This is a genomic window from Streptomyces cinereospinus (assembly GCF_042430725.1).
Lineage (GTDB): Bacteria > Actinomycetota > Actinomycetes > Streptomycetales > Streptomycetaceae > Streptomyces > Streptomyces cinereospinus.
The window spans coordinates 17,971-36,381 of record NZ_JBHMCY010000044.1; the positions used below are offsets into that span (position 1 = coordinate 17,971).

19 protein-coding genes are annotated in these 18,411 nt (G+C 72.1%); 14 read left to right on the top strand and 5 right to left on the bottom strand.

Annotated features, from left to right (window positions below; genetic code table 11):
• The first annotated feature begins 17 nt into the window (after positions 1-17).
• A complete protein-coding gene (locus ACFF45_RS22075) occupies positions 18-1,124 on the top strand; it encodes an amidohydrolase family protein (protein ID WP_381348160.1) in 1,107 nt (368 codons plus the stop codon).
• Positions 1,125-1,142: 18 nt separating this feature from the next.
• On the opposite strand, the gene ACFF45_RS22080 is transcribed toward ACFF45_RS22075, so the two are convergent.
• From ACFF45_RS22080 to ACFF45_RS22090, 3 genes are all read right to left on the bottom strand, one after another.
• On the bottom strand, positions 1,143-2,150 hold the full coding sequence (locus tag ACFF45_RS22080) for a COX15/CtaA family protein (protein WP_381348161.1): 1,008 nt from the start codon (positions 2,148-2,150) through the stop codon (positions 1,143-1,145).
• A 56-nt stretch (positions 2,151-2,206) separates the two neighbouring features.
• A complete protein-coding gene (locus ACFF45_RS22085; protein ID WP_381348162.1) occupies positions 2,207-2,977 on the bottom strand; it encodes an ABC transporter permease in 771 nt (256 codons plus the stop codon).
• An 88-nt stretch (positions 2,978-3,065) separates the two neighbouring features.
• Positions 3,066-3,989 (bottom strand): ABC transporter ATP-binding protein, encoded by a 924-nt coding sequence (locus tag ACFF45_RS22090; RefSeq protein WP_381348163.1) that lies wholly within the window; start codon positions 3,987-3,989, stop codon positions 3,066-3,068.
• A gap of 207 nt (positions 3,990-4,196) precedes the next feature.
• Between ACFF45_RS22090 and ACFF45_RS22095 the strand changes: the two genes are divergently transcribed.
• The 10 genes from ACFF45_RS22095 (at position 4,197) to ACFF45_RS22140 (ending at position 12,515) form a co-directional block, all read left to right on the top strand.
• Positions 4,197-4,934, top strand: coding sequence for a helix-turn-helix transcriptional regulator (locus ACFF45_RS22095; RefSeq protein ID WP_381348164.1), 738 nt, complete (start codon positions 4,197-4,199; stop codon positions 4,932-4,934).
• Positions 4,931-6,352, top strand: coding sequence for a Fe-S cluster assembly protein SufB (gene sufB / locus ACFF45_RS22100; protein ID WP_381348165.1), 1,422 nt, complete (start codon positions 4,931-4,933; stop codon positions 6,350-6,352). Before ACFF45_RS22095 ends, sufB begins: the two co-directional genes overlap by 4 nt.
• 61 nt (positions 6,353-6,413) lie before the next feature.
• Positions 6,414-7,598 (top strand): Fe-S cluster assembly protein SufD, encoded by a 1,185-nt coding sequence (sufD, locus tag ACFF45_RS22105; protein WP_381348166.1) that lies wholly within the window; start codon positions 6,414-6,416, stop codon positions 7,596-7,598.
• Entirely contained in the window at positions 7,595-7,912 is a 318-nt protein-coding gene (locus ACFF45_RS22110; protein WP_381348167.1) for a non-heme iron oxygenase ferredoxin subunit, read from the top strand. Before sufD ends, ACFF45_RS22110 begins: the two co-directional genes overlap by 4 nt.
• A 7-nt stretch (positions 7,913-7,919) precedes the next feature.
• On the top strand, positions 7,920-8,684 hold the full coding sequence (gene sufC / locus ACFF45_RS22115; RefSeq protein WP_381348168.1) for a Fe-S cluster assembly ATPase SufC: 765 nt from the start codon (positions 7,920-7,922) through the stop codon (positions 8,682-8,684).
• Positions 8,681-9,937 carry a cysteine desulfurase gene (locus ACFF45_RS22120; RefSeq protein ID WP_381348169.1) on the top strand — a complete coding sequence of 419 codons (1,257 nt, stop codon included), beginning with the start codon at positions 8,681-8,683 and terminating at the stop codon, positions 9,935-9,937. The genes sufC and ACFF45_RS22120 overlap by 4 nt, the downstream gene beginning before the upstream one ends.
• A 16-nt stretch (positions 9,938-9,953) precedes the next feature.
• Complete coding sequence (gene sufU / locus ACFF45_RS22125) at positions 9,954-10,424, top strand: Fe-S cluster assembly sulfur transfer protein SufU (protein WP_381348170.1); 471 nt, start codon at positions 9,954-9,956, stop codon at positions 10,422-10,424.
• On the top strand, positions 10,421-10,753 hold the full coding sequence (locus ACFF45_RS22130; protein WP_381348171.1) for a metal-sulfur cluster assembly factor: 333 nt from the start codon (positions 10,421-10,423) through the stop codon (positions 10,751-10,753). Before sufU ends, ACFF45_RS22130 begins: the two co-directional genes overlap by 4 nt.
• A 405-nt stretch (positions 10,754-11,158) precedes the next feature.
• Positions 11,159-12,148 (top strand): 2,3,4,5-tetrahydropyridine-2,6-dicarboxylate N-succinyltransferase, encoded by a 990-nt coding sequence (dapD, locus tag ACFF45_RS22135; protein WP_381348172.1) that lies wholly within the window; start codon positions 11,159-11,161, stop codon positions 12,146-12,148.
• Between the two features lie 130 nt (positions 12,149-12,278).
• On the top strand, positions 12,279-12,515 hold the full coding sequence (locus tag ACFF45_RS22140; protein WP_381348173.1) for a hypothetical protein: 237 nt from the start codon (positions 12,279-12,281) through the stop codon (positions 12,513-12,515).
• 139 nt (positions 12,516-12,654) lie between these two features.
• On the opposite strand, the gene dapA is transcribed toward ACFF45_RS22140, so the two are convergent.
• Entirely contained in the window at positions 12,655-13,572 is a 918-nt protein-coding gene (gene dapA, locus ACFF45_RS22145; protein ID WP_381348174.1) for a 4-hydroxy-tetrahydrodipicolinate synthase, read from the bottom strand.
• A 188-nt stretch (positions 13,573-13,760) separates the two neighbouring features.
• Here dapA and ACFF45_RS22150 point away from each other — a divergent pair, with 188 nt between their 5' ends.
• Together ACFF45_RS22150 and ACFF45_RS22155 are read left to right on the top strand one after the other, a co-directional pair.
• Positions 13,761-14,180: a phage holin family protein gene (locus ACFF45_RS22150; protein WP_381348175.1), complete on the top strand. Its 420-nt coding sequence runs from the start codon at positions 13,761-13,763 to the stop codon at positions 14,178-14,180.
• Positions 14,177-14,674, top strand: coding sequence for a DUF3618 domain-containing protein (locus ACFF45_RS22155; RefSeq protein WP_381348176.1), 498 nt, complete (start codon positions 14,177-14,179; stop codon positions 14,672-14,674). Before ACFF45_RS22150 ends, ACFF45_RS22155 begins: the two co-directional genes overlap by 4 nt.
• Positions 14,675-14,753: 79 nt before the next feature.
• On the opposite strand, the gene ACFF45_RS22160 is transcribed toward ACFF45_RS22155, so the two are convergent.
• Positions 14,754-16,580, bottom strand: a complete 1,827-nt coding sequence (locus ACFF45_RS22160; protein ID WP_381348177.1) for a DUF8508 domain-containing protein — start codon at positions 16,578-16,580, stop codon at positions 14,754-14,756.
• Between the two features lie 301 nt (positions 16,581-16,881).
• Here ACFF45_RS22160 and ACFF45_RS22165 point away from each other — a divergent pair, with 301 nt between their 5' ends.
• The gene (locus ACFF45_RS22165) at positions 16,882-18,339 is read left to right on the top strand and encodes a hypothetical protein (protein ID WP_381348178.1); all 1,458 of its coding nucleotides are present in this window, start codon (positions 16,882-16,884) and stop codon (positions 18,337-18,339) included.
• Positions 18,340-18,411 lie beyond the last annotated feature (72 nt).

Here is an 18,411-nt window from a genome sequence, read left to right on the forward strand (position 1 = left end):
CAGTCGCGGGAGTCCGGATGATCGAAACGCCGTCGCTCGTGGACCAGTACTGCCACGGCGTCCTCAGAACGGAGCTGGGCCTCGGCACCTTCGAGGCCCAGCTGGCCCGCACCGAGGGCCCGCCCGCCCCCGGCACCACCCTCTTCGACACCCAGACCGGCTTCGCGGTACGCCGCTGGTGCCCCCCGCTGCTCGGCCTGGAACCGCACTGCCCGCCCGCCCGCTACCTCGCCCGGCGCCGTGAACTCGGCGTGCCGGAGGCGGCCCGGCGGCTGCTGCGCGGCAGCGGCATCACGACGTACCTCGTGGACACCGGGCTCCCCGGCGACCTCACCGGACCCGCCGAGATGGCCTCGGCCGCGACCGCCGAGGCGCGCGAGATCGTCCGCCTGGAGCTGCTGGCCGAGCAGGTCGCCGACACCTCCGGCACCGTCGAGTCGTTCCTGGCGAACCTCGCCGAGTCGGTGCACGGGGCCGCCGTGAACGCCGTCGCCTTCACCTCGGTCGCGGGCGTCCGGCACGGTCTGGCCCTCGCGCCGGAGCCGCCGGGGGCGGGTGAGGTGCGGGGCGCGGCGGGCCGCTGGCTGGCCGGCCGCCGGGTCGGCGGCGAGCTGAGCGACCCGGTGCTGCTGCGGCACCTGCTGTGGATCGCGGTCGCCTCCGGACTGCCCCTCCAGCTGCACGCCGGGCTCGGCGCACCGGGCCTGCGCATCGACCGCACGGACCCGGTGCTGCTGACGGACTTCGTGCGCGCCACCGCCGGCCTGGGCACCGACCTGGTCCTGCTGCACGGCTACCCGTACCACCGGCACGCAGCCCACCTCGCCGGGGTCTTCCCGCACGTCTACGCCGACTCCGGCGCCGCGCTGGCGCGCACCGGCGCCCGCGCGGCCACCGTGCTCGCCGAGATCCTGGAACTGGCCCCCTTCGGCAAGATCCTGTTCTCCACCGGCGCCCAGGGCCTGCCCGAGCTGCACGTGGTGGGCGCCCGCCTGTTCCGCGAGGCCCTGGCCCGCGTCCTGGGCACCTGGGTGGCCGAGGGCGCCTGGTCCCTGGGCGACGCCCAGCGGGTCGCGGGGCTGATCGCGGCGGGGAACGCGCGGCGGGTGTACGGGCTGGAGTGAGGCGGCCCTGGCGCGCCGCTACGCGCGCGTGGCGGCGTACTCCGCGGGGGCCGGTGCGGTGGACGGGGGCTCGGCCGGGCGCTCGCGCAGGGACAGGGCGACGCGCAGCACCGCGATCCAGACCAGGCAGGAGCCGAGCATGTGCAGGCCGACCAGGAGCTCGGGGAGGTCCAGGAAGTACTGGACGTACCCGATGACGCCCTGGGCGAGCAGCACCAGGAACAGGTCGCGGGTGCGGTCCAGCGGGCCGCGCGGGGCGTCGACGGCCTTGAGGACGAACCACAGGGCGAAGGTCAGCGTCACCACGATCCACGCCAGCACCGCGTGCACCTTGCTGACCGTCTCCCAGTCCACCGGCATGCGCGGTACGTCGCTGGAGTCGCCCGCGTGCGGGCCCGCGCCGGTGACCACCGTGCCGACCATGATCAGCAGGACGCTCGCGGCGACCAGGGACCACACCAGCTGCCGCACGGCCTTGCCGACCAGCGGCCGTGCCTCCGAGTCGCCCTCGCGGGTGCGCTGCCACATCAGCGCGGCGACGGTGATCAGCGCCGTGGTGGCGAGGAAGTGGGCCGCGACCGTGTACGGGTTCAGGCCGACCAGCACCACGATGCCGCCGAGTACGGCGTTGCTCATGACGACCCAGAACTGCGCCCAGCCCAGCCGGGTCAGGCCGCGCCGCCACGGCTTCTGCGCGCGGGCCGCGACGATGGCCCAGCCGACCGCCGCGCACAGCACGTAGGTGAGCAGGCGGTTGCCGAACTCGATGACGCCGTGCAGGCCCATCTCGCGCGTGGTGGCCAGGGAGTCCGCCGTGCACTTGGGCCAGGTCGGGCAGCCGAGGCCGGAGCCGGTCAGCCGCACGGCGCCGCCGGTGACGACGATGACCACCGACATGACGAGTGCGGCGAGGGCCGCCCGCCGAACCGTCCTGGTGGTGGGGGTCCAGCGTGCGGCGATGAAGGCGAGCGGGTTGCGCAGGGCCGCTGTGGCGTCGGCGCGGGTCAGCTTTGGCACGCCCACCATCGTAGGGGGCAGCTTGTGCACGCGTTCACGAGGGGTCCGCTCCGGGCTCCCGCGCGCTACTCCCAGCGGAAGAAACGGCCCGCCGCCGTCAGCCCCACGGCCGACCAGACGGCCAGGATCGCCAGGTCGCCCCACGGCGTTCCGGCACCGTGCTGGAGCACGTCCCGCAGCCCGTCCGACAGCGCCGCGATGGGCAGCAGCCCCAGCACGTCCTGCGCGGCGTCCGGGAACTTCTCCAGCGGGACCACGACGCCCCCGCCGACGAGCAGCAGCAGGAAGACCAGGTTCGCGGCGGCCAGCGTCGCCTCCGCCTTGAGCGTGCCCGCCATCAGCAGCCCGAGGCCGGAGAAGGCGGCCGTGCCGAGGACCAGCAGGAGCAGCACGGCGAACGGGTTGCCCTGCGGCGACCAGCCCAGCGCGAGGGCGATCACCGTCACCAGGACCACCTGAAACACCTCGACGACCAGCACGGACGCGGTCTTCGCGGTCATCAGGCCCCACCGGGGCAGCGGGGAGGACGCCAGCCGCTTGAGCACGCCGTACCGGCGTTCGAAGCCGGTGGCGATGGCCTGGCCGGTGAAGGCCGTCGACATCACGGCGAGCGCGAGGACGCCGGGGGCGAGGAAGTCGACGGCCGCGCCCTCGCCGGTGTCGACCACGTCGACGGTGCTGAAGAGCACCAGCAGCAGCGTCGGGATGATCACCGTCAGCAGCAGCTGCTCGCCGTTGCGCAGCAGCATCCGCGTCTCCAGCGCCGCCTGCGTCGCGATCATGCGGGGGAGCGGGGCCGCGCCGGGCCTCGGGACGTACGTACCGGTGCCGGTCATGAGCGCAGCTCCTTACCCGTGAGTTCCAGGCTGTGACCTCCCGGGGGGCGCCCCCCGGGCCCCCGGCCGGCCCATGCGCCGAGCCCGGTCATGAGCGCAGCTCCTTACCCGTGAGTTCCAAGAACACGTCTTCGAGGGTGTGCCGTTCCACCGAGATGCGGTCCGGCATCACCCCGTGCTGGGCGCACCAGGAGGTGACCGTCGCCAGCAGCTGGGGGTCGACCTTGCCGACCACCCGGTAGGTGCCCGGCGTGAGCTCGGCGGCCGCGCAGTCCGCGGGCAGCGCCTTGAGCAGAGAAGCGACGTCGAGGCCGGGGCGGCCGGTGAAGCGCAGGGTGTTCTCGGCGCCGCCGCGGCACAGCTCCTCGGGGGAGCCCTGGGCGGCGACCCGGCCGGCGTCGATGATCGCGACGTCGTCGGCGAGCTGCTCGGCCTCGTCCATGTAGTGGGTCGTCAGGATGACCGAGACGCCGTCCGCGCGCAGGTCCCGGACGAGGTCCCAGGTGGCCCGGCGGGCCTGCGGGTCCAGGCCCGCGGTCGGCTCGTCCAGGAAGACCAGCTCCGGGCGGCCGACGACGGCCATGGCCAGCGCCAGCCGCTGCTGCTGGCCGCCGGACAGGCGGCGGTAGGGGGTACGGCCGCAGGAGCCGAGGCCGAGGCGTTCGATCAGGGCGTCCACGTCCAGCGGGTGCGCGTGCAGCCGGGCCACGTGGCGGAGCATCTCGTCCGCGCGGGCACCGGAGTAGACGCCGCCGGACTGGAGCATCACGCCGATCCGCGGCCGCAGCTCATGGGAGTCGCGCACCGGGTCGAGGCCCAGGACGCGCACCGTGCCGGAGTCCGGCCTCCGGTACCCCTCGCAGGTCTCGACCGTGGTCGTCTTGCCGGCCCCGTTGGGGCCGAGGACGGCGGTGACGCCCGCCCGGGCCGTGAGGTCCAGGCCGTCCACCGCGGTCTTGTCGCCGTACCGCTTCACCAGGGCCTGCACCTGGACGACGGGCTCACTTCGCATGGGTCCAGAGTCTAGGTTCGCGCCGGGTCCGTCCGGCGGGCGGGTGCGGGAACTCCTCTGCACGGTGCGGTGCGCCGCGGACGCACGGCTGATCGATCAAAGATCGTTTCCGCAGGTCAGATGAGCCTTACCTAAGTGATGCAGGGCACCCCTCGCCGCCCCGGACGCCGCTTGCCTGCCTCCGAGGAATTACGCAACAATGGCGTTGTGAAAAACGTCGGCGAGGCTCGGGAGACCCCCACGGGGGCCGCTCAGGAGGAGTTCGCGACCGGTGAGCGCTCGACGCGCAACCGGGTCGCGCGGTCCATCCTGGACCACGGCCCGTCGACCGTCGCCGAACTCGCCGGGCGGCTCGGGCTCACCCAGGCGGCCGTCCGCCGGCACCTGGACGCCCTGGTCGCCGACGACGTGGTCGAGGCGCGCGAGCAGCGGGTCTACGGAGCGCGCACGCGCGGCCGGCCCGCCAAGGTCTTCGCCCTCACCGACTGCGGCCGCGACGCCTTCGACCAGTCGTACGACAAGCTCGCCGTCGACGCGCTGCGCTGGATCGCCGAGCGGGAGGGCGGCAGCGAGGCGGTCGCCGCCTTCGCCCGCGCCCGGATCGCCGCCCAGGCCGGCGCGTACCGCAGGGCGGTCGAGTCGGCCGGCCCCGAGCAGCGGACGGAAGCACTGGCCAAGGCCCTCAGCGTGGACGGGTACGCTGCTACGGCGCGCAGCGCGCCCACCGGCGAGCAGCTGTGCCAGCACCACTGCCCGGTCGCCCACGTCGCCGAGCAGTTCCCCCAGCTGTGCGAGGCCGAGACGGAGATCTTCGCCGAGCTGCTCGGCACCCATGTCCAGCGGCTGGCCACGATCGCGCACGGCGACGGTGTCTGCACGACGTTCGTTCCCAAGACTTCCAAGACCCACCACACTGCAAGCACGGCCGGGAGGAACCCCGCATGACTCTCCCCACGGAGACTGCCCACCCCGAACTCGAGGGCCTGGGCAAGTACGAATACGGCTGGGCCGACTCCGACGAGGCCGGCGCCGCAGCGAAGCGCGGCCTGAACGAGGACGTCGTCCGGGACATCTCCTCGAAGAAGTCCGAGCCGGAGTGGATGACCAAGCTCCGCCTCAAGGGCCTGAAGCTCTTCGAGAAGAAGCCCATGCCGAACTGGGGCTCGGACCTGTCGGGCATCGACTTCGACAACATCAAGTACTTCGTGCGCTCCACGGAGAAGCAGGCGGAGTCCTGGGAGGACCTGCCCGAGGACATCAAGAACACCTACGACAAGCTGGGCATCCCGGAGGCCGAGAAGCAGCGCCTGGTCGCCGGTGTCGCCGCCCAGTACGAGTCGGAGGTCGTCTACCACCAGATCCGCGAGGACCTGGAGGAGCAGGGCGTCATCTTCCTGGACACCGACACCGCGCTCAAGGAGCACCCGGAGCTCTTCAAGGAGTACTTCGGGACCGTCATCCCCGCCGGTGACAACAAGTTCGCGGCCCTGAACACCGCCGTGTGGTCGGGCGGCTCCTTCATCTACGTGCCGAAGGGCGTGCACGTGGAGATCCCGCTCCAGGCCTACTTCCGGATCAACACCGAGAACATGGGCCAGTTCGAGCGGACCCTGATCATCGTCGACGAGGGTGCCTACGTGCACTACGTCGAGGGCTGCACCGCCCCGATCTACAAGTCGGACTCGCTGCACTCCGCGGTCGTCGAGATCATCGTCAAGAAGAACGCCCGCTGCCGCTACACGACCATCCAGAACTGGTCGAACAACGTCTACAACCTGGTCACCAAGCGCGCCGTCGCCTACGAGGGCGCGACCATGGAGTGGGTCGACGGCAACATCGGCTCCAAGGTGACGATGAAGTACCCGGCCGTCTACCTGATGGGCGAGCACGCCAAGGGCGAGACCCTGTCCATCGCGTTCGCGGGCGAGGGCCAGCACCAGGACGCCGGCGCCAAGATGGTCCACATGGCGCCGAACACCTCGTCCAACATCGTCTCGAAGTCCGTGGCGCGCGGCGGCGGCCGCACCTCCTACCGCGGTCTGATCGAGATCGGCGAGGGCGCCCCGGGCGCGAAGTCCAACGTGCTCTGCGACGCGCTGCTCGTGGACACCATCTCCCGGTCGGACACCTACCCGTACGTCGACGTCCGCGAGGACGACGTGTCCATGGGCCACGAGGCGACCGTCTCGAAGGTCTCCGAGGACCAGCTCTTCTACCTGATGAGCCGCGGTCTGAGCGAGGACGAGGCGATGGCGATGATCGTGCGCGGCTTCGTCGAGCCGATCGCCAAGGAACTGCCCATGGAGTACGCCCTCGAACTCAACCGGCTGATCGAGCTGCAGATGGAAGGCGCGGTCGGCTGACCGCCCGCCCGAGAAGCAGCAGCAGATTTTTCTGACGTAGGAAGAGAGCAGACCGACAGCCATGGCTGAGGCTCAGAACATCCCGGTGGGTTCCACCACCGCCGGCTCGATCGCGGTTGCCGCCGAGTCGACCGTCGTCTCGCGCATGAGCGCGCCCCCGTCCTTCGACGTGACGGACTTCCCGGTCCCGCACGGCCGTGAGGAGGAGTGGCGGTTCACCCCGCTGGAGCGGCTGCGCGGGCTGCACGACGGCACCGCCGTCGCCACCGGCGACGGTGTGCGCGTCGAGGTCGAGGCCCCCGCGGGCGTCGTGGTCGAGACCGTCGCCCGCGACGACGCGCGGCTCGGCAGGGCCGGCACCCCGGTGGACCGGATCGCCGCCCAGGCGTACTCCGCCTTCGAGAAGGCCTCGGTCGTGACCGTCCCCGAGGAGACCGTCCTCACCGAGCCGATCCGCATCGCCGTGCACGGCCAGGGCGGGGTCGCCTACGGCCACCACGTGATCGAGCTGGGCGCCTTCGCCGAGGCCGTCGTCGTCATCGACCACACCGGTGACGCCGTGCTCGCCGCCAACGTCGACTACGTCCTGGGCGACGGAGCCAAGCTGACCGTCGTCTCCGTGCAGGACTGGGACGACAAGGCCGTGCACGTGGCCCAGCACAACGCCCTCGTCGGCCGGGACGCCTCCTTCAAGTCCGCGGTCGTCACCTTCGGCGGCGACGTCGTGCGACTGCACCCGCGCGTCGAGTACGCCGGGCCCGGCGGCGAGGCCGAGCTGTTCGGCCTGTACTTCACCGACGCCGGCCAGCACCAGGAGCACCGCCTGCTGGTCACCCACAACGTGCCGCACTGCAAGTCCAACGTCGTCTACAAGGGCGCCCTCCAGGGCGACGCGGCGCACGCGGTGTGGATCGGCGACGTGCTGATCCAGGCCGCCGCCGAGGGCACCGACACCTACGAGATGAACCGCAACCTCGTCCTCACCGACGGCGCGCGGGTCGACTCGGTGCCGAACCTGGAGATCGAGACCGGCGAGATCGTCGGCGCCGGCCACGCGTCCGCCACCGGCCGCTTCGACGACGAGCAGCTGTTCTACCTGATGGCCCGCGGCATCCCGGAGCACGAGGCGCGCCGCCTGGTGGTCCGCGGCTTCTTCGCCGGGCTGGTCCAGCAGATCGGTGTCCCGGACATCGAGGAGCGCCTGATCGCCAAGATCGAGCAGGAGCTGGAGGCGTCGGTCGCATGACGTTCGTACGCGCCTGTGGGCTGAGCGAGCTGGAGGAGGACACCCCCAAGCGGGTGGAACTCGACGGCACGCCGGTCTCGGTCGTCCGTACCGAGGGGGAGGTGTTCGCCATCCACGACATCTGCTCCCACGCGAACGTCTCGCTCTCCGAGGGCGAGGTGGAGGACTGCCAGATCGAGTGCTGGCTGCACGGCTCCTCGTTCGACCTGCGCACCGGCGAGCCGTCCGGCCTCCCCGCGACGCGCCCCGTCCCCGTATACCCCGTAAAGATCGAAGGGGACGACGTGCTCGTCTCCCTCACCCAGGAGTCCTGAGGCACCCATGGCAACGCTTGAAATCCGAGACCTGCACGTCACCGTCGAGGCCGACAACGCCACGAAGGAGATCCTCAAGGGCGTCGACCTCACCGTGAAGCAGGGCGAGACGCACGCCATCATGGGCCCCAACGGCTCGGGCAAGTCGACCCTCGCCTACTCCCTCGCGGGTCACCCGAAGTACACGGTCACCGGCGGCACCGTCACCCTCGACGGCGAGGACGTCCTGGAGATGTCCGTCGACGAGCGCGCCCGCGCCGGCCTGTTCCTCGCGATGCAGTACCCGGTCGAGGTCCCCGGCGTCTCGGTCTCCAACTTCCTGCGCACCTCCGCCACCGCCGTCCGCGGCGAGGCACCCAAGCTGCGCACCTGGGTGAAGGAGGTCAAGGAGGCCATGGAGCGACTCAACATGGACCCGTCCTTCGCCGAGCGCAACGTCAACGAGGGCTTCTCCGGCGGTGAGAAGAAGCGCCACGAGATCCTCCAGCTGGAGCTGCTCAAGCCGAAGGTCGCGATCCTGGACGAGACCGACTCCGGCCTGGACGTCGACGCGCTGCGCGTCGTCTCCGAGGGCGTCAACCGCGTCCGCGGGACCGGCGAGGTCGGCACCCTGCTGATCACCCACTACACGCGCATCCTGCGCTACATCAAGCCCGACTTCGTCCACGTGTTCTCCGCCGGCCGCATCGTCGAGTCCGGTGGCGCCGAGCTCGCCGACAAGCTGGAGAACGAGGGCTACGAGGCATACACGAAGGGCGGCGTATCCGCGTGACACAGTTGCCGGGCCTCCTCGACACCGAGGCGATCCGCAAGGACTTCCCCATCCTGGACCGACAGATCCACGACGGCCGGAAGCTCGTGTACCTGGACAACGCGGCCACCTCGCAGAAGCCGCGCCAGGTGCTGGACGCCCTGAGTGAGTACTACGAGCGCTACAACGCCAACGTCCACCGCGGTGTGCATGTGCTCGCCGAGGAGGCCACGGCGCTGTACGAGGGCGCGCGCGACAAGGTCGCGGAGTTCGTCAACGCGCCCAGCCGCGACGAGGTGATCTTCACCAAGAACGCCTCCGAGTCGCTCAACCTCGTGGCGAACATGCTCGGCTGGGCCGACGAGCCCTACCGGGTGGACGCCGACACCGAGATCGTCATCACGGAGATGGAGCACCACTCCAACATCGTGCCCTGGCAGCTGCTGGCGCAGCGCACGGGCGCGAAGCTGAAGTGGTTCGGCCTCACGGACGACGGCCGGCTCGACCTGTCCACCATCGACGAGGTCATCACGGAAAAGACGAAGATCGTCTCCTTCGTGCTGGTCTCCAACATCCTGGGCACCCACAACCCCGTCGAGGCGATCGTGCGCCGCGCGCAGGAGGTCGGCGCGCTGGTCTGCGTCGACGCCTCGCAGGCCGCGCCGCACATGCCGCTGGACGTGCAGGCCCTCCAGGCCGACTTCGTGGCCTTCACCGGCCACAAGATGTGCGGCCCGACCGGCATCGGCGTGCTGTGGGGCCGCCAGGAGCTGCTGGAGGACCTGCCCCCGTTCCTCGGCGGCGGCGAGATGATCGAGACGGTGTCGATGCACTCCTCGACGTACGCCCCGGCGCCGCACAAGTTCGAGGCGGGCACCCCGCCGATCGCGCAGGCGGTCGGCCTGGGCGCGGCGATCGACTACCTCAACTCGATCGGCATGGACCGGATCCACGCCCACGAGCACGCCCTCACCGAGTACGCGGTCAAGCGGCTCGCGGAGGTTCCCGACCTGCGCATCATCGGCCCGACCACGGCCGAGGAGCGCGGCGCCGCGATCTCCTTCACCCTCGGTGACATCCACCCGCACGACGTGGGCCAGGTCCTGGACGAGCAGGGCATCGCGGTCCGCGTGGGCCACCACTGCGCCCGCCCGGTCTGCCTGCGGTACGGAATTCCTGCGACCACGCGAGCGTCGTTCTATCTGTACTCCACGCCGGCGGAGATCGACGCTCTGGTCGACGGCCTGGAGCACGTACGGAACTTCTTCGGCTGAAGGGCGTGCTGAAACGGTGAAACTGGATTCCATGTACCAGGAGGTCATCCTGGACCACTACAAGAACCCTCACGGGCGTGGTCTGCGGGATGGCGACGCCGAGGTGCACCATGTGAACCCGACCTGCGGCGACGAGATCACCCTGCGGGTGAAGTACGACGGCACGACCATCAGCGACGTCTCCTACGAGGGCCAGGGCTGCTCGATCAGCCAGGCCTCGGCCTCCGTGCTGAACGACCTCCTCGTCGGCAAGGAACTGGCCGACGCGCAGCGCATCCAGGAGACCTTCCTGGAGCTGATGCAGTCCAAGGGGAAGGTCGAACCGGACGACGCGATGGAGGACGTCCTGGAGGACGCGGTCGCGTTCGCGGGTGTCTCCAAGTACCCCGCCCGGGTCAAGTGCGCCCTCCTGAGCTGGATGGCGTGGAAGGACGCGACGGCCCAGGCGCTGGGTGCCGACGCCGACGCCGAAAGGAAGACGGCATGAGCGAGACCGTGGAGATGAAACCGGCCTCGGAGGAGGAGCTCCGCGAGGCCCTGATGGACGTCGTCGACCCCGAACTGGGCATCGACGTCGTCAACCTCGGCCTGATCTACGGCATCCACATCGACGACGCCAACATCGCGACCGTCGACATGACCCTGACGTCGGCGGCCTGCCCGCTCACCGACGTGATCGAGGACCAGGCCAAGTCCGCCACGGACGGCCTGGTCAACGAGTTGCGCATCAACTGGGTCTGGATGCCGCCGTGGGGTCCGGACAAGATCACGGACGACGGGCGGGACCAGCTGCGAGCGCTCGGTTTCAACGTCTGACCGCTCGTCCGGACACGGCAGTGGCCTCCGGCACCCCGCCGGGGGCCACTGCCGTGTCCGGACGCCGGCCGCACCGCGGAAGCCACCTGTGCCGTCCGGTCCGGCGCCGGCACCGCGGCGATCGCGGTGACCGGCATGCTCCCCCTCGGCGACGGCATGACCGTCGCCAAGGCCGCCGGGATCGCGCTGATCGTCGCCGGCCCGTGGTGCTCGACGTGGGCGGCGCCCGCTGATGGCCACGATGGACGGCATCCGCCCGCACGTGCTGCTGACGGGCCGGGCGTACGACGGGGCGTGGCTGCGGGAGGTGCCGGGGCGGGTGCCGCGCCCTGGCGCGCCGCCCGGCACCTGAGACGTTCGCGCGCTGGTTCGCATCGGCGGCCCCCCGCCGGTTAGGTTGCCCTCATGACCGACACGACTGCTCCTCTTACCACCGGCGCCGTGGCCGCCGGCCTTGCCACGATCGCCGCTGACGGCACTGTTCTCGACACCTGGTTCCCGGCGCCCGAGCTGGCCGCCGAGCCCGGACCGGCCGGTACCGAGCGCCTCGACGAGGCGCGCACCGCCGAGCTGCTCGGTGAGCACGGCGTCGCCGCCGTCGGCAAGGACGAGGTGCGCGGCGTGGAGGTCGTGGCGGTCCGCACGGTCATCTCCTCCGTCGAGGACAAGCCGCTCGACACCCACGACGCCTACCTGCGCCTGCACCTGCTCTCGCACCGCCTGGTCCAGCCGAACGAGGCGAACCTCGACGGCGTCTTCGGCCTGCTCGCCAACGTCGCCTGGACCTCCCTCGGCCCGGTCGCCGTCGACACCCTGGAGACCGTGCGCCTCGCCGCCCGCGCCCGCGGCCTGCACCTGAGCGTCTTCGGGGTCGACAAGTTCCCGCGGATGACCGACTACGTCGCCCCCGCCGGGGTGCGCATCGCCGACGCCGACCGGGTCCGCCTCGGCGCCCACCTCGCCGCCGGGACCACGGTCATGCACGAGGGCTTCGTCAACTTCAACGCCGGCACCCTCGGCAGCTCGATGGTCGAGGGCCGCATCTCGCAGGGCGTCGTCGTCGGCGACGGCTCCGACATCGGCGGCGGTGCCTCCACCATGGGCACCCTGTCCGGGGGCGGCAAGGAGCGGGTCGCCATCGGTGAGCGCTCGCTGGTCGGCGCGGAGGCCGGTATCGGCATCGCGCTCGGTGACGACTGCGTGGTCGAGGCGGGCCTCTACCTCACCGCCGGCACCCGCGTCACCATGCCCGACGGCCAGATCGTCAAGGCCCGTGAGCTGTCCGGCGCCTCCAACATCCTCTTCCGCCGCAACTCCGTCACCGGCACCGTCGAGGCCCGCCCGAACAACGCGGACTGGGGCGGCCTGAACGACGTACTGCACAGCCACAACTGACGTCCGCCGTCGCTCACGACGATCACTTGAACGGATTACCCTCCGTGTCCTCGGGCGGCCCCCGGCAGATGAATGCGGTGGACACCCCGTGTCCGGTCGGATGCCGCAGCGGTGAGACGAGGACTGAGCAATGACGAACGAGCGGGCGAGGAGCGTGGCGCGTCGACTGGCCGGTGCGACCGCCGTGGCGACGGTGTGCTGGCTGCCGGCGGGCGTCGCGCACGCCGACGAGACCAACACGGCCTCGCACAACGGCCCGCGGATCGGCCTGGTCAACGTCGGCCAGGTCGACGACCCGCTGGAGGACGTGCTGGAACACTTCCGGCTGGTCGGCGACGAGCGGACGACGGAGAACGGCGCGAGCTGATCCGGCGCGCCGCGAGCACCGGGGCCCGGGGCCCCACCGCGCACGGACCGTGGAGCCACGGCGGGCGGTGGTGCCCCGGGCCCGCGTCGTCGCGGGCGCCGGCTCCTCCTGCCGCGGCCTTCGCGCGGGCCGCCGGTCCTCACCCGGGGACCGGGTCGCAGGCCGCCGCCTCCTCGTACGCCGCCAGCAGCCGGGCCGCCGCCGCGCGGCCCGCGGGGCGCAGGGGCGGGCGGACCGGGCCCGACGGCAGGCCCCGCGCGGCCAGCAGCGCCTTCGCGGTGACCGTGCCGGGCAGACCGGCGCACATCATCGCCTCGATGAGCGGCACGGCCCGGTGCTGGCGGCGGGCCGCGCCGGCGGTGTCGCCCGCGTCGAAGGCGTCGAGCACGGAACGGACGTGACGGGGGAGCACGTTCGCCACCGTGCTGATACAGCCCGCCGCGCCCACCGCGTACAGGGCGAGGTTGTGCTCGTCGCAGCCCGCGTAGTACGCCAGGTCCGTGCGGGCCAGCACCTTCTGGGCGGCGAGGAAGTCGTGGGAGCAGTCCTTGACGGCCACGACGCGGGGATGGCCGGCGAGCCGGAGCAGGGTCTCCGGTTCGATGCGGGTGCCGGTGCGGGCCGGGATGTCGTACAGCACGAGCGGCAGGCCGGAGGCGTCGGCCACCTGTCGGAAGTGCGCTTCCACGGCGTCCTGCGGGGGCCGGCTGTAGGCGGGGGTGACGACCAGGGCGCCGTCCGCGCCCGCCCGCCCGGCCTGCCGGGCGAGCTCGACCGTGTGGCGGGTGTCGGCGGTGCCGACGCCGGTGACCACCGCCGCGCGCTCCCCGACCGCCTCGCGGACCGCCCGGACCAGCGCCGCCTTCTCGGCGTCGGAGGTGGTCGGCGACTCGCCCGTCGTGCCGTTGAGCACCAGCCCGTCGCAGCCGTGCGAGACGAGCCGGTCGGCGAGCCGCTGCGCGCCGTCCAGGTCGAGCGCGCCCGCCTCGGTGAAGGGGGTGATCATCGCGCAGAGAGTGCGGCCGAAGGGCGGAACGGGGGAGGGCGTGGTCGTCATGGCAGTAGTGTCGGCCCGTCGATCATACAGATCTACTTAAATCTCCTACGACGTATCCGTAAGCAGTTCTGCACATACTGCGGCGGAGCGGGCGGGCGGCGCCGGACGCCGCCCGGCGCACGCGGACAGGGATAGCCGAGGCGGGCGCGGGTACCCGGGTGTTCCGAACCGAGAGGAGGCGGAATACCGTGACCGGGATCCCGGACGCCAAGCCCGTCCGCGAGGACCACCACTCGGTGGGCGAACTCGTCGGCCGGGCGAGCGAACAACTCTCCCAGCTCGTACGGCAGGAAGTGGCTCTGGCCAAGGAGGAACTGGCCGAGAAGGGCCGGCGCGCGGGTCGAGGCGGCGGACTCCTCGGCGCGGCGGGCGCCGTCGCCTACGCCGGGCTGCTCGCCCTCGCCGCCACGGCCACCGCCGCACTCTCGCTGACGCTGCCCGTCTGGGCCGCGGCGCTGATCGTCACCGGCGTGCTCTTCGTGATCGCCGGGATTCTGGCCGCGACCGGCCGCGCCCAGCTGCGCCGCGCAGCACCCCCCACGCCCGAGGCGACCCTCGGCAGCGTCAGGGCCGATGTCGAGGAGATCAGGGAAAGGGCACATCGATGACAGACGGGACGACGCAGGGGACCGGCGCCAAGGGGCCGGACGAGCTGCGCCGACAGATAGAGCAGACCCGGAGCCGGCTCGGCGACACGGTGGAGGAACTGGCCGCCAAGGCGGACGTCAAGGGCCGGGCCCGGGCACGCGCCGCCGACCTGAAGGACAGGGCCGGCGCCATGACCGTCCAGCTGCGCAGCTCCGCCGTCCAGGCCGGGCACGTCGTGCAGGGCAAGGCGGCGAAGGCGGGCCACGTCGTGCAGGGCAAGGCGGCCGAGGCGACGCACGCGGTGCAGGGCACGGCCGCGAAGGCTTCCCACGCGGTGCAGGGCAAGGCCGCCCAGGCCGGCGAGATCGTCGAGCGCGACGGCGTGCCGCAGCCGGTGCGCACGGTCGTCCAGGCCGGGCTGCGCAACCCGCGGCCGCTGGTGGTCGCCGGGGCGGCGGCCGGCGCGGTGCTGGTCGCGGCGATGCTGCTGCGCGGGCGGCACGGCGGGCGGTAGACGGCCGACGTCCCACGTCCCTACGAGCCGGAAGGCCGGCCGGTGGACACCGGCCGGCCTTCCGCGTGCTCCCGTCCGGTTACGGACGGAACCGCAGCACCTGCGGGTCGTGGTCGCTGATCTGGTCGTGGAACTCCGCGTTGATGTGCACGCTGTCGTACTCGAAGTCGCAGTCGCGCCGGATCGACGGGCTGATCAGGATCTGGTCCAGGGTCTGGCTGTTGCCCTGGTAGACGTACGAGTAACGCTCGCTGCGGGGCAGCGACTTGATCGCCGACCACAGCGCGCCGTCGGCTTCGAGGATCTTCACCGTGTCGGAGAACTCGAAGTCGTTGATGTCGCCGAGCGTGACGACGTCCGCGTTCTTCTGGGTGTCGAGGATCTGCTTCACGAACGCGTTGACCGCCGTCGCCTGGAGGTGGCGCTGGGTCTCCGAGCTGCGGGCCGGCGGCTGGTACTGCGAGGTGAGACCCTGGTCGCCGCCCTTGGAGGTGAAGTGGTTGGCGATCACGAAGACCGTCCTGCCGCGGAAGACGAACTCGCCGGCCAGCGGCTTGCGGCTGTTCGCCCACGCCGTGCTCGCCGGGTCGATCCGGCCGGGGGAGACCGTCAGCGCCGCCCTGCCGCGCTCCTTGGTCACGCCCACCGCGGTCGTCGCGTCGCCGCCCGCGCGGTCGGTGAAGGACACCCGCTCCGGGTTGAACAGGAACGCCTGGCGGATGTTGCCGCCCGGCTCGCCGCCGTCGGCGTTGTTCACCGGGTCGACCGCCCGCCACTCGTACGCCGGGCCGCCCACGGCGACGATCGCGTCGATCAGCTTGGTCAGCGTCCGGTCGGCGGCGACCGTGCCGTCGTTCTGCGCGCCGTTGTTGTCCTGGATCTCCTCCAGGGACACGATGTCCGGCGACTGGAGGTTGCGCACGATCGCGGCGGCGTGCTCCTCGAACGTGGCGTCGGACGGGTCGAGGTTCTCGACGTTGTACGTCGCCACCGCCAGCTCGCCGCGCCCCTGCCTGCGGGTCGTCTCGCGCTCCAGGCCGCCCTGCGCCAGGGCGCCGAGCTCGCTCGCGACCAGCGTGTAGCCGCCGAACTGGTTGTAGTCCAGCGGGCCGGTGGTGGTGCCGGCGAGCGTGTCGCCGACGTGCGCGTCCGGGAAGTCGGCGACCGCGCCGAGGGACTGGATCTGCAGCCGGCCGGTGTTCTGCGCGGCGTAGGAGCCGTAGACCGCGCCGCCATGGACGCTGGTGTTCTCGTGCGGCTTCACCGTCACCCACAGCTCGGTGTACGGGTCGGTGGCGCCGACCACGCGGGCGTCGGCGACCTGGACGTTCATGCCCTCCAGGGACTCGTAGTAGTCCAGGGCGTACGTGCGCGGCTGGAGCGTCAGGCCGTTGACGGAGCCGTTGGCCGCGGGGTCCCCGGCCGGGGTGTAGGCGTCCGGCACGGACCGCGCGTCGATGACGGTGGCGGCGGGCACCGGGTTGCCGCTGGACACCACGGTGACCGTGGGCCGGGTGATCTCGGTGAGCGCCTGGTTGCCGGAGGAGGTGCCGCCCGGGACGTACTCGGTGACCGTGCCGGAGACGGTGACCGCGTCGCCCACGGCGACCCTCGGGGTGGAGCTGGTGAAGACGAAGACGCCCTCGCTGGTGGCCGGGTCGGCGTCGGCGGCCGGGTCCTGGATCCAGAAGCCGCGCGACGAACCGTAGGCGCGCACGCCGGTGACGATTCCGGTCACGTCGGTGACCTGCCGGCCGGCGTACGGGGACATCCGCGTACTGCCCTGGATGTCATGGATGCGCACCGTTTCCGCGTGCGCGGGCGAGGCGATGACGACGGTGGACGCCGTGGAACAGACGGCGGCGACGGTGAGCGCGGCGAGGCGCGCGGAAGACTTGCTCGGCAACGGGATCCCTCCGGGGACGTACGTGAGCGCCGGGACGAGGGTGGAACAGCGATCAGTGACGACGCGCGTAGAAACCATGAACGAGTGAACACCTGTCCCCCCGGCTTCTACGCGCGTCAATTTCCTGTGTCCTCAGGGCACTTGTCAAGGTTTCGGCCATGTACGGCACCCGTCGGAGAGATGAACCGGGCGGCATGGGGTGAAACCCGTCTAGGCTGAGCGGCTGTGTCGTACGACGACTTCCGGGGTCGTACGGCGTGCAGACGGTACGGCCCTCAAGGCGCCCTAGGAGATCCTCCCGATGTCAGACAGCTCCCCCCTGCCGCCGGTGCGGCTGACCTCCGAAGCGGAGCTGGCGCGCGACGCGCTGTCCACGCCGTTGCTGTCCCGGGCCGCCCGGCTCGCCCGCTGGGCCGGACCCGGCACCCGCGTGGACGCCGGGGGCCTGCTGGCCGACGAGCAGGTGCCCGCGGCGGCCGAGGCGCTCGGGCTGCGCGGGGACGACGCGGCGGCGCTGGTGAGCGAGGCCTGGCGGGTGGCCGTGGACACCGGGCTGGTCGAGGTCGTCGACCAGGCGGCCGGCACGGTCGCGGCGGGTGAGGAGCTGGCGCACCTCACCGGCTCCCCGCAGGACGTGCTCGGCGTCTGGCTGGGCGTGCTGGAGACGGTGCTCGCCGACGCGAGCGTGCCCGAGCCGGACGACCTGGCCGGCGCGGTGGACGGCGACGGCCGGATCGACCACGCGGCACTGGGCCGGGACCTTGCGGCGGAGTCCGCGTTCCTCGACGGTGTGCTCGGCAACCTCTACCTGCTCACCATCAGCGAGGAGGGCCCCGGCCGGGCGCCGGTGCCGCTGCCCGCGCTGGCCGCGTCGGTGCTCGTGCCGAGCGACATGGCCGAGCCCACCAACGACGTGCTGGAGCAGGTGTCCGACGCGATGGTGCGGCTGGACGAGCAGTTCCGGGTGCTGGAGCCGACGGGGCTGGTGGAGTACCGGCCGGTCGACGAGGCGCTGCTGACGGAGGCCCAGGAGGACGCGGAGGACGCGGAGGGCGTGGAGGGCGCGGGGGAACCCGCGGCCGCCGACGACACCGACGTCTCCCGGTACGGCATGGTCCGGCTCACCCCGCTCGGCCTGTACGGGCTGCGGGCGCGGCTGCTGGAGGCCGGCTTCGCGGCGCCCGCCGTGGGCGAGCTGGCCGACAAGGGCGCCGACGCGCTGCTCGACGGGACGGCCGGCTTCGGTCCCCGGGCCGCGCAGGCCGAGACCGAGCAGTGGCTGGCCCGCCGGGAACCCCTCGCCGCCGCCCGGGAGCTGCTCGCCGCCGCCCGGGGCGCCGACCCCGGTGCCCCGCTGCGCCGGCTCCGCTGCCAGCAGGCCCTGTCCCTGGTCGGCGCCGACGCCGAACCCGCCCTGCGGGAGGTCCTCGGCGACCCGGAGCTGGGCGGGCTCGCCCGGGTCTGGCTGACCGAGCACGGCCGCCCGGACGTGCCCGTCCCGTCCGAGGCGATGGTCTTCTGGCTCACCGTGGACACCCTGGCCGCGCAGCTGGCCGCCGAGGGCAACTCCGAGGAGCTGAGCGCCCTGGTGGAGGGGCTCGCCGAGCAGCACAGCGGCTTCTTCGCGGCGGCCTGGCGGGTCGACCACCCGGCCACCGCGGACGTGCTGGAGGCGATGGGGCGGATCCACCCGGACAAGAGGATCGCCAAGGAGGCCCGGAAGGCGGCCTTCAAGGCCCGGTCCCAGCAGGGAGGCTGACGCGCCGTCCGGGGCCGGGGGCGGCAGCGCCGGGAGGGGCGTACGGATTCATGGAAGCGGGCCCTGCGGTGT

What these genes read in the sequence shown, in the direction of transcription:
- dapD (WP_381348172.1), top strand. Translation starts at nt 11,159, where the DNA reads ATGACCGACACGACTGCTCCTCTTACCACCGGCGCCGTGGCCGCCGGC.
- ACFF45_RS22080 (WP_381348161.1), bottom strand. Translation starts at nt 2,150, where the DNA reads ATGGTGGGCGTGCCAAAGCTGACCCGCGCCGACGCCACAGCGGCCCTG.
- sufC (WP_381348168.1), top strand. Translation starts at nt 7,920, where the DNA reads ATGGCAACGCTTGAAATCCGAGACCTGCACGTCACCGTCGAGGCCGAC.
- ACFF45_RS22165 (WP_381348178.1), top strand. Translation starts at nt 16,882, where the DNA reads ATGTCAGACAGCTCCCCCCTGCCGCCGGTGCGGCTGACCTCCGAAGCG.
- ACFF45_RS22090 (WP_381348163.1), bottom strand. Translation starts at nt 3,989, where the DNA reads ATGCGAAGTGAGCCCGTCGTCCAGGTGCAGGCCCTGGTGAAGCGGTAC.
- sufB (WP_381348165.1), top strand. Translation starts at nt 4,931, where the DNA reads ATGACTCTCCCCACGGAGACTGCCCACCCCGAACTCGAGGGCCTGGGC.
- sufD (WP_381348166.1), top strand. Translation starts at nt 6,414, where the DNA reads ATGGCTGAGGCTCAGAACATCCCGGTGGGTTCCACCACCGCCGGCTCG.
- ACFF45_RS22155 (WP_381348176.1), top strand. Translation starts at nt 14,177, where the DNA reads ATGACAGACGGGACGACGCAGGGGACCGGCGCCAAGGGGCCGGACGAG.
- ACFF45_RS22130 (WP_381348171.1), top strand. Translation starts at nt 10,421, where the DNA reads ATGAGCGAGACCGTGGAGATGAAACCGGCCTCGGAGGAGGAGCTCCGC.
- ACFF45_RS22110 (WP_381348167.1), top strand. Translation starts at nt 7,595, where the DNA reads ATGACGTTCGTACGCGCCTGTGGGCTGAGCGAGCTGGAGGAGGACACC.
- dapA (WP_381348174.1), bottom strand. Translation starts at nt 13,572, where the DNA reads ATGACGACCACGCCCTCCCCCGTTCCGCCCTTCGGCCGCACTCTCTGC.
- ACFF45_RS22085 (WP_381348162.1), bottom strand. Translation starts at nt 2,977, where the DNA reads ATGACCGGCACCGGTACGTACGTCCCGAGGCCCGGCGCGGCCCCGCTC.
- ACFF45_RS22075 (WP_381348160.1), top strand. Translation starts at nt 18, where the DNA reads ATGATCGAAACGCCGTCGCTCGTGGACCAGTACTGCCACGGCGTCCTC.
- ACFF45_RS22140 (WP_381348173.1), top strand. Translation starts at nt 12,279, where the DNA reads ATGACGAACGAGCGGGCGAGGAGCGTGGCGCGTCGACTGGCCGGTGCG.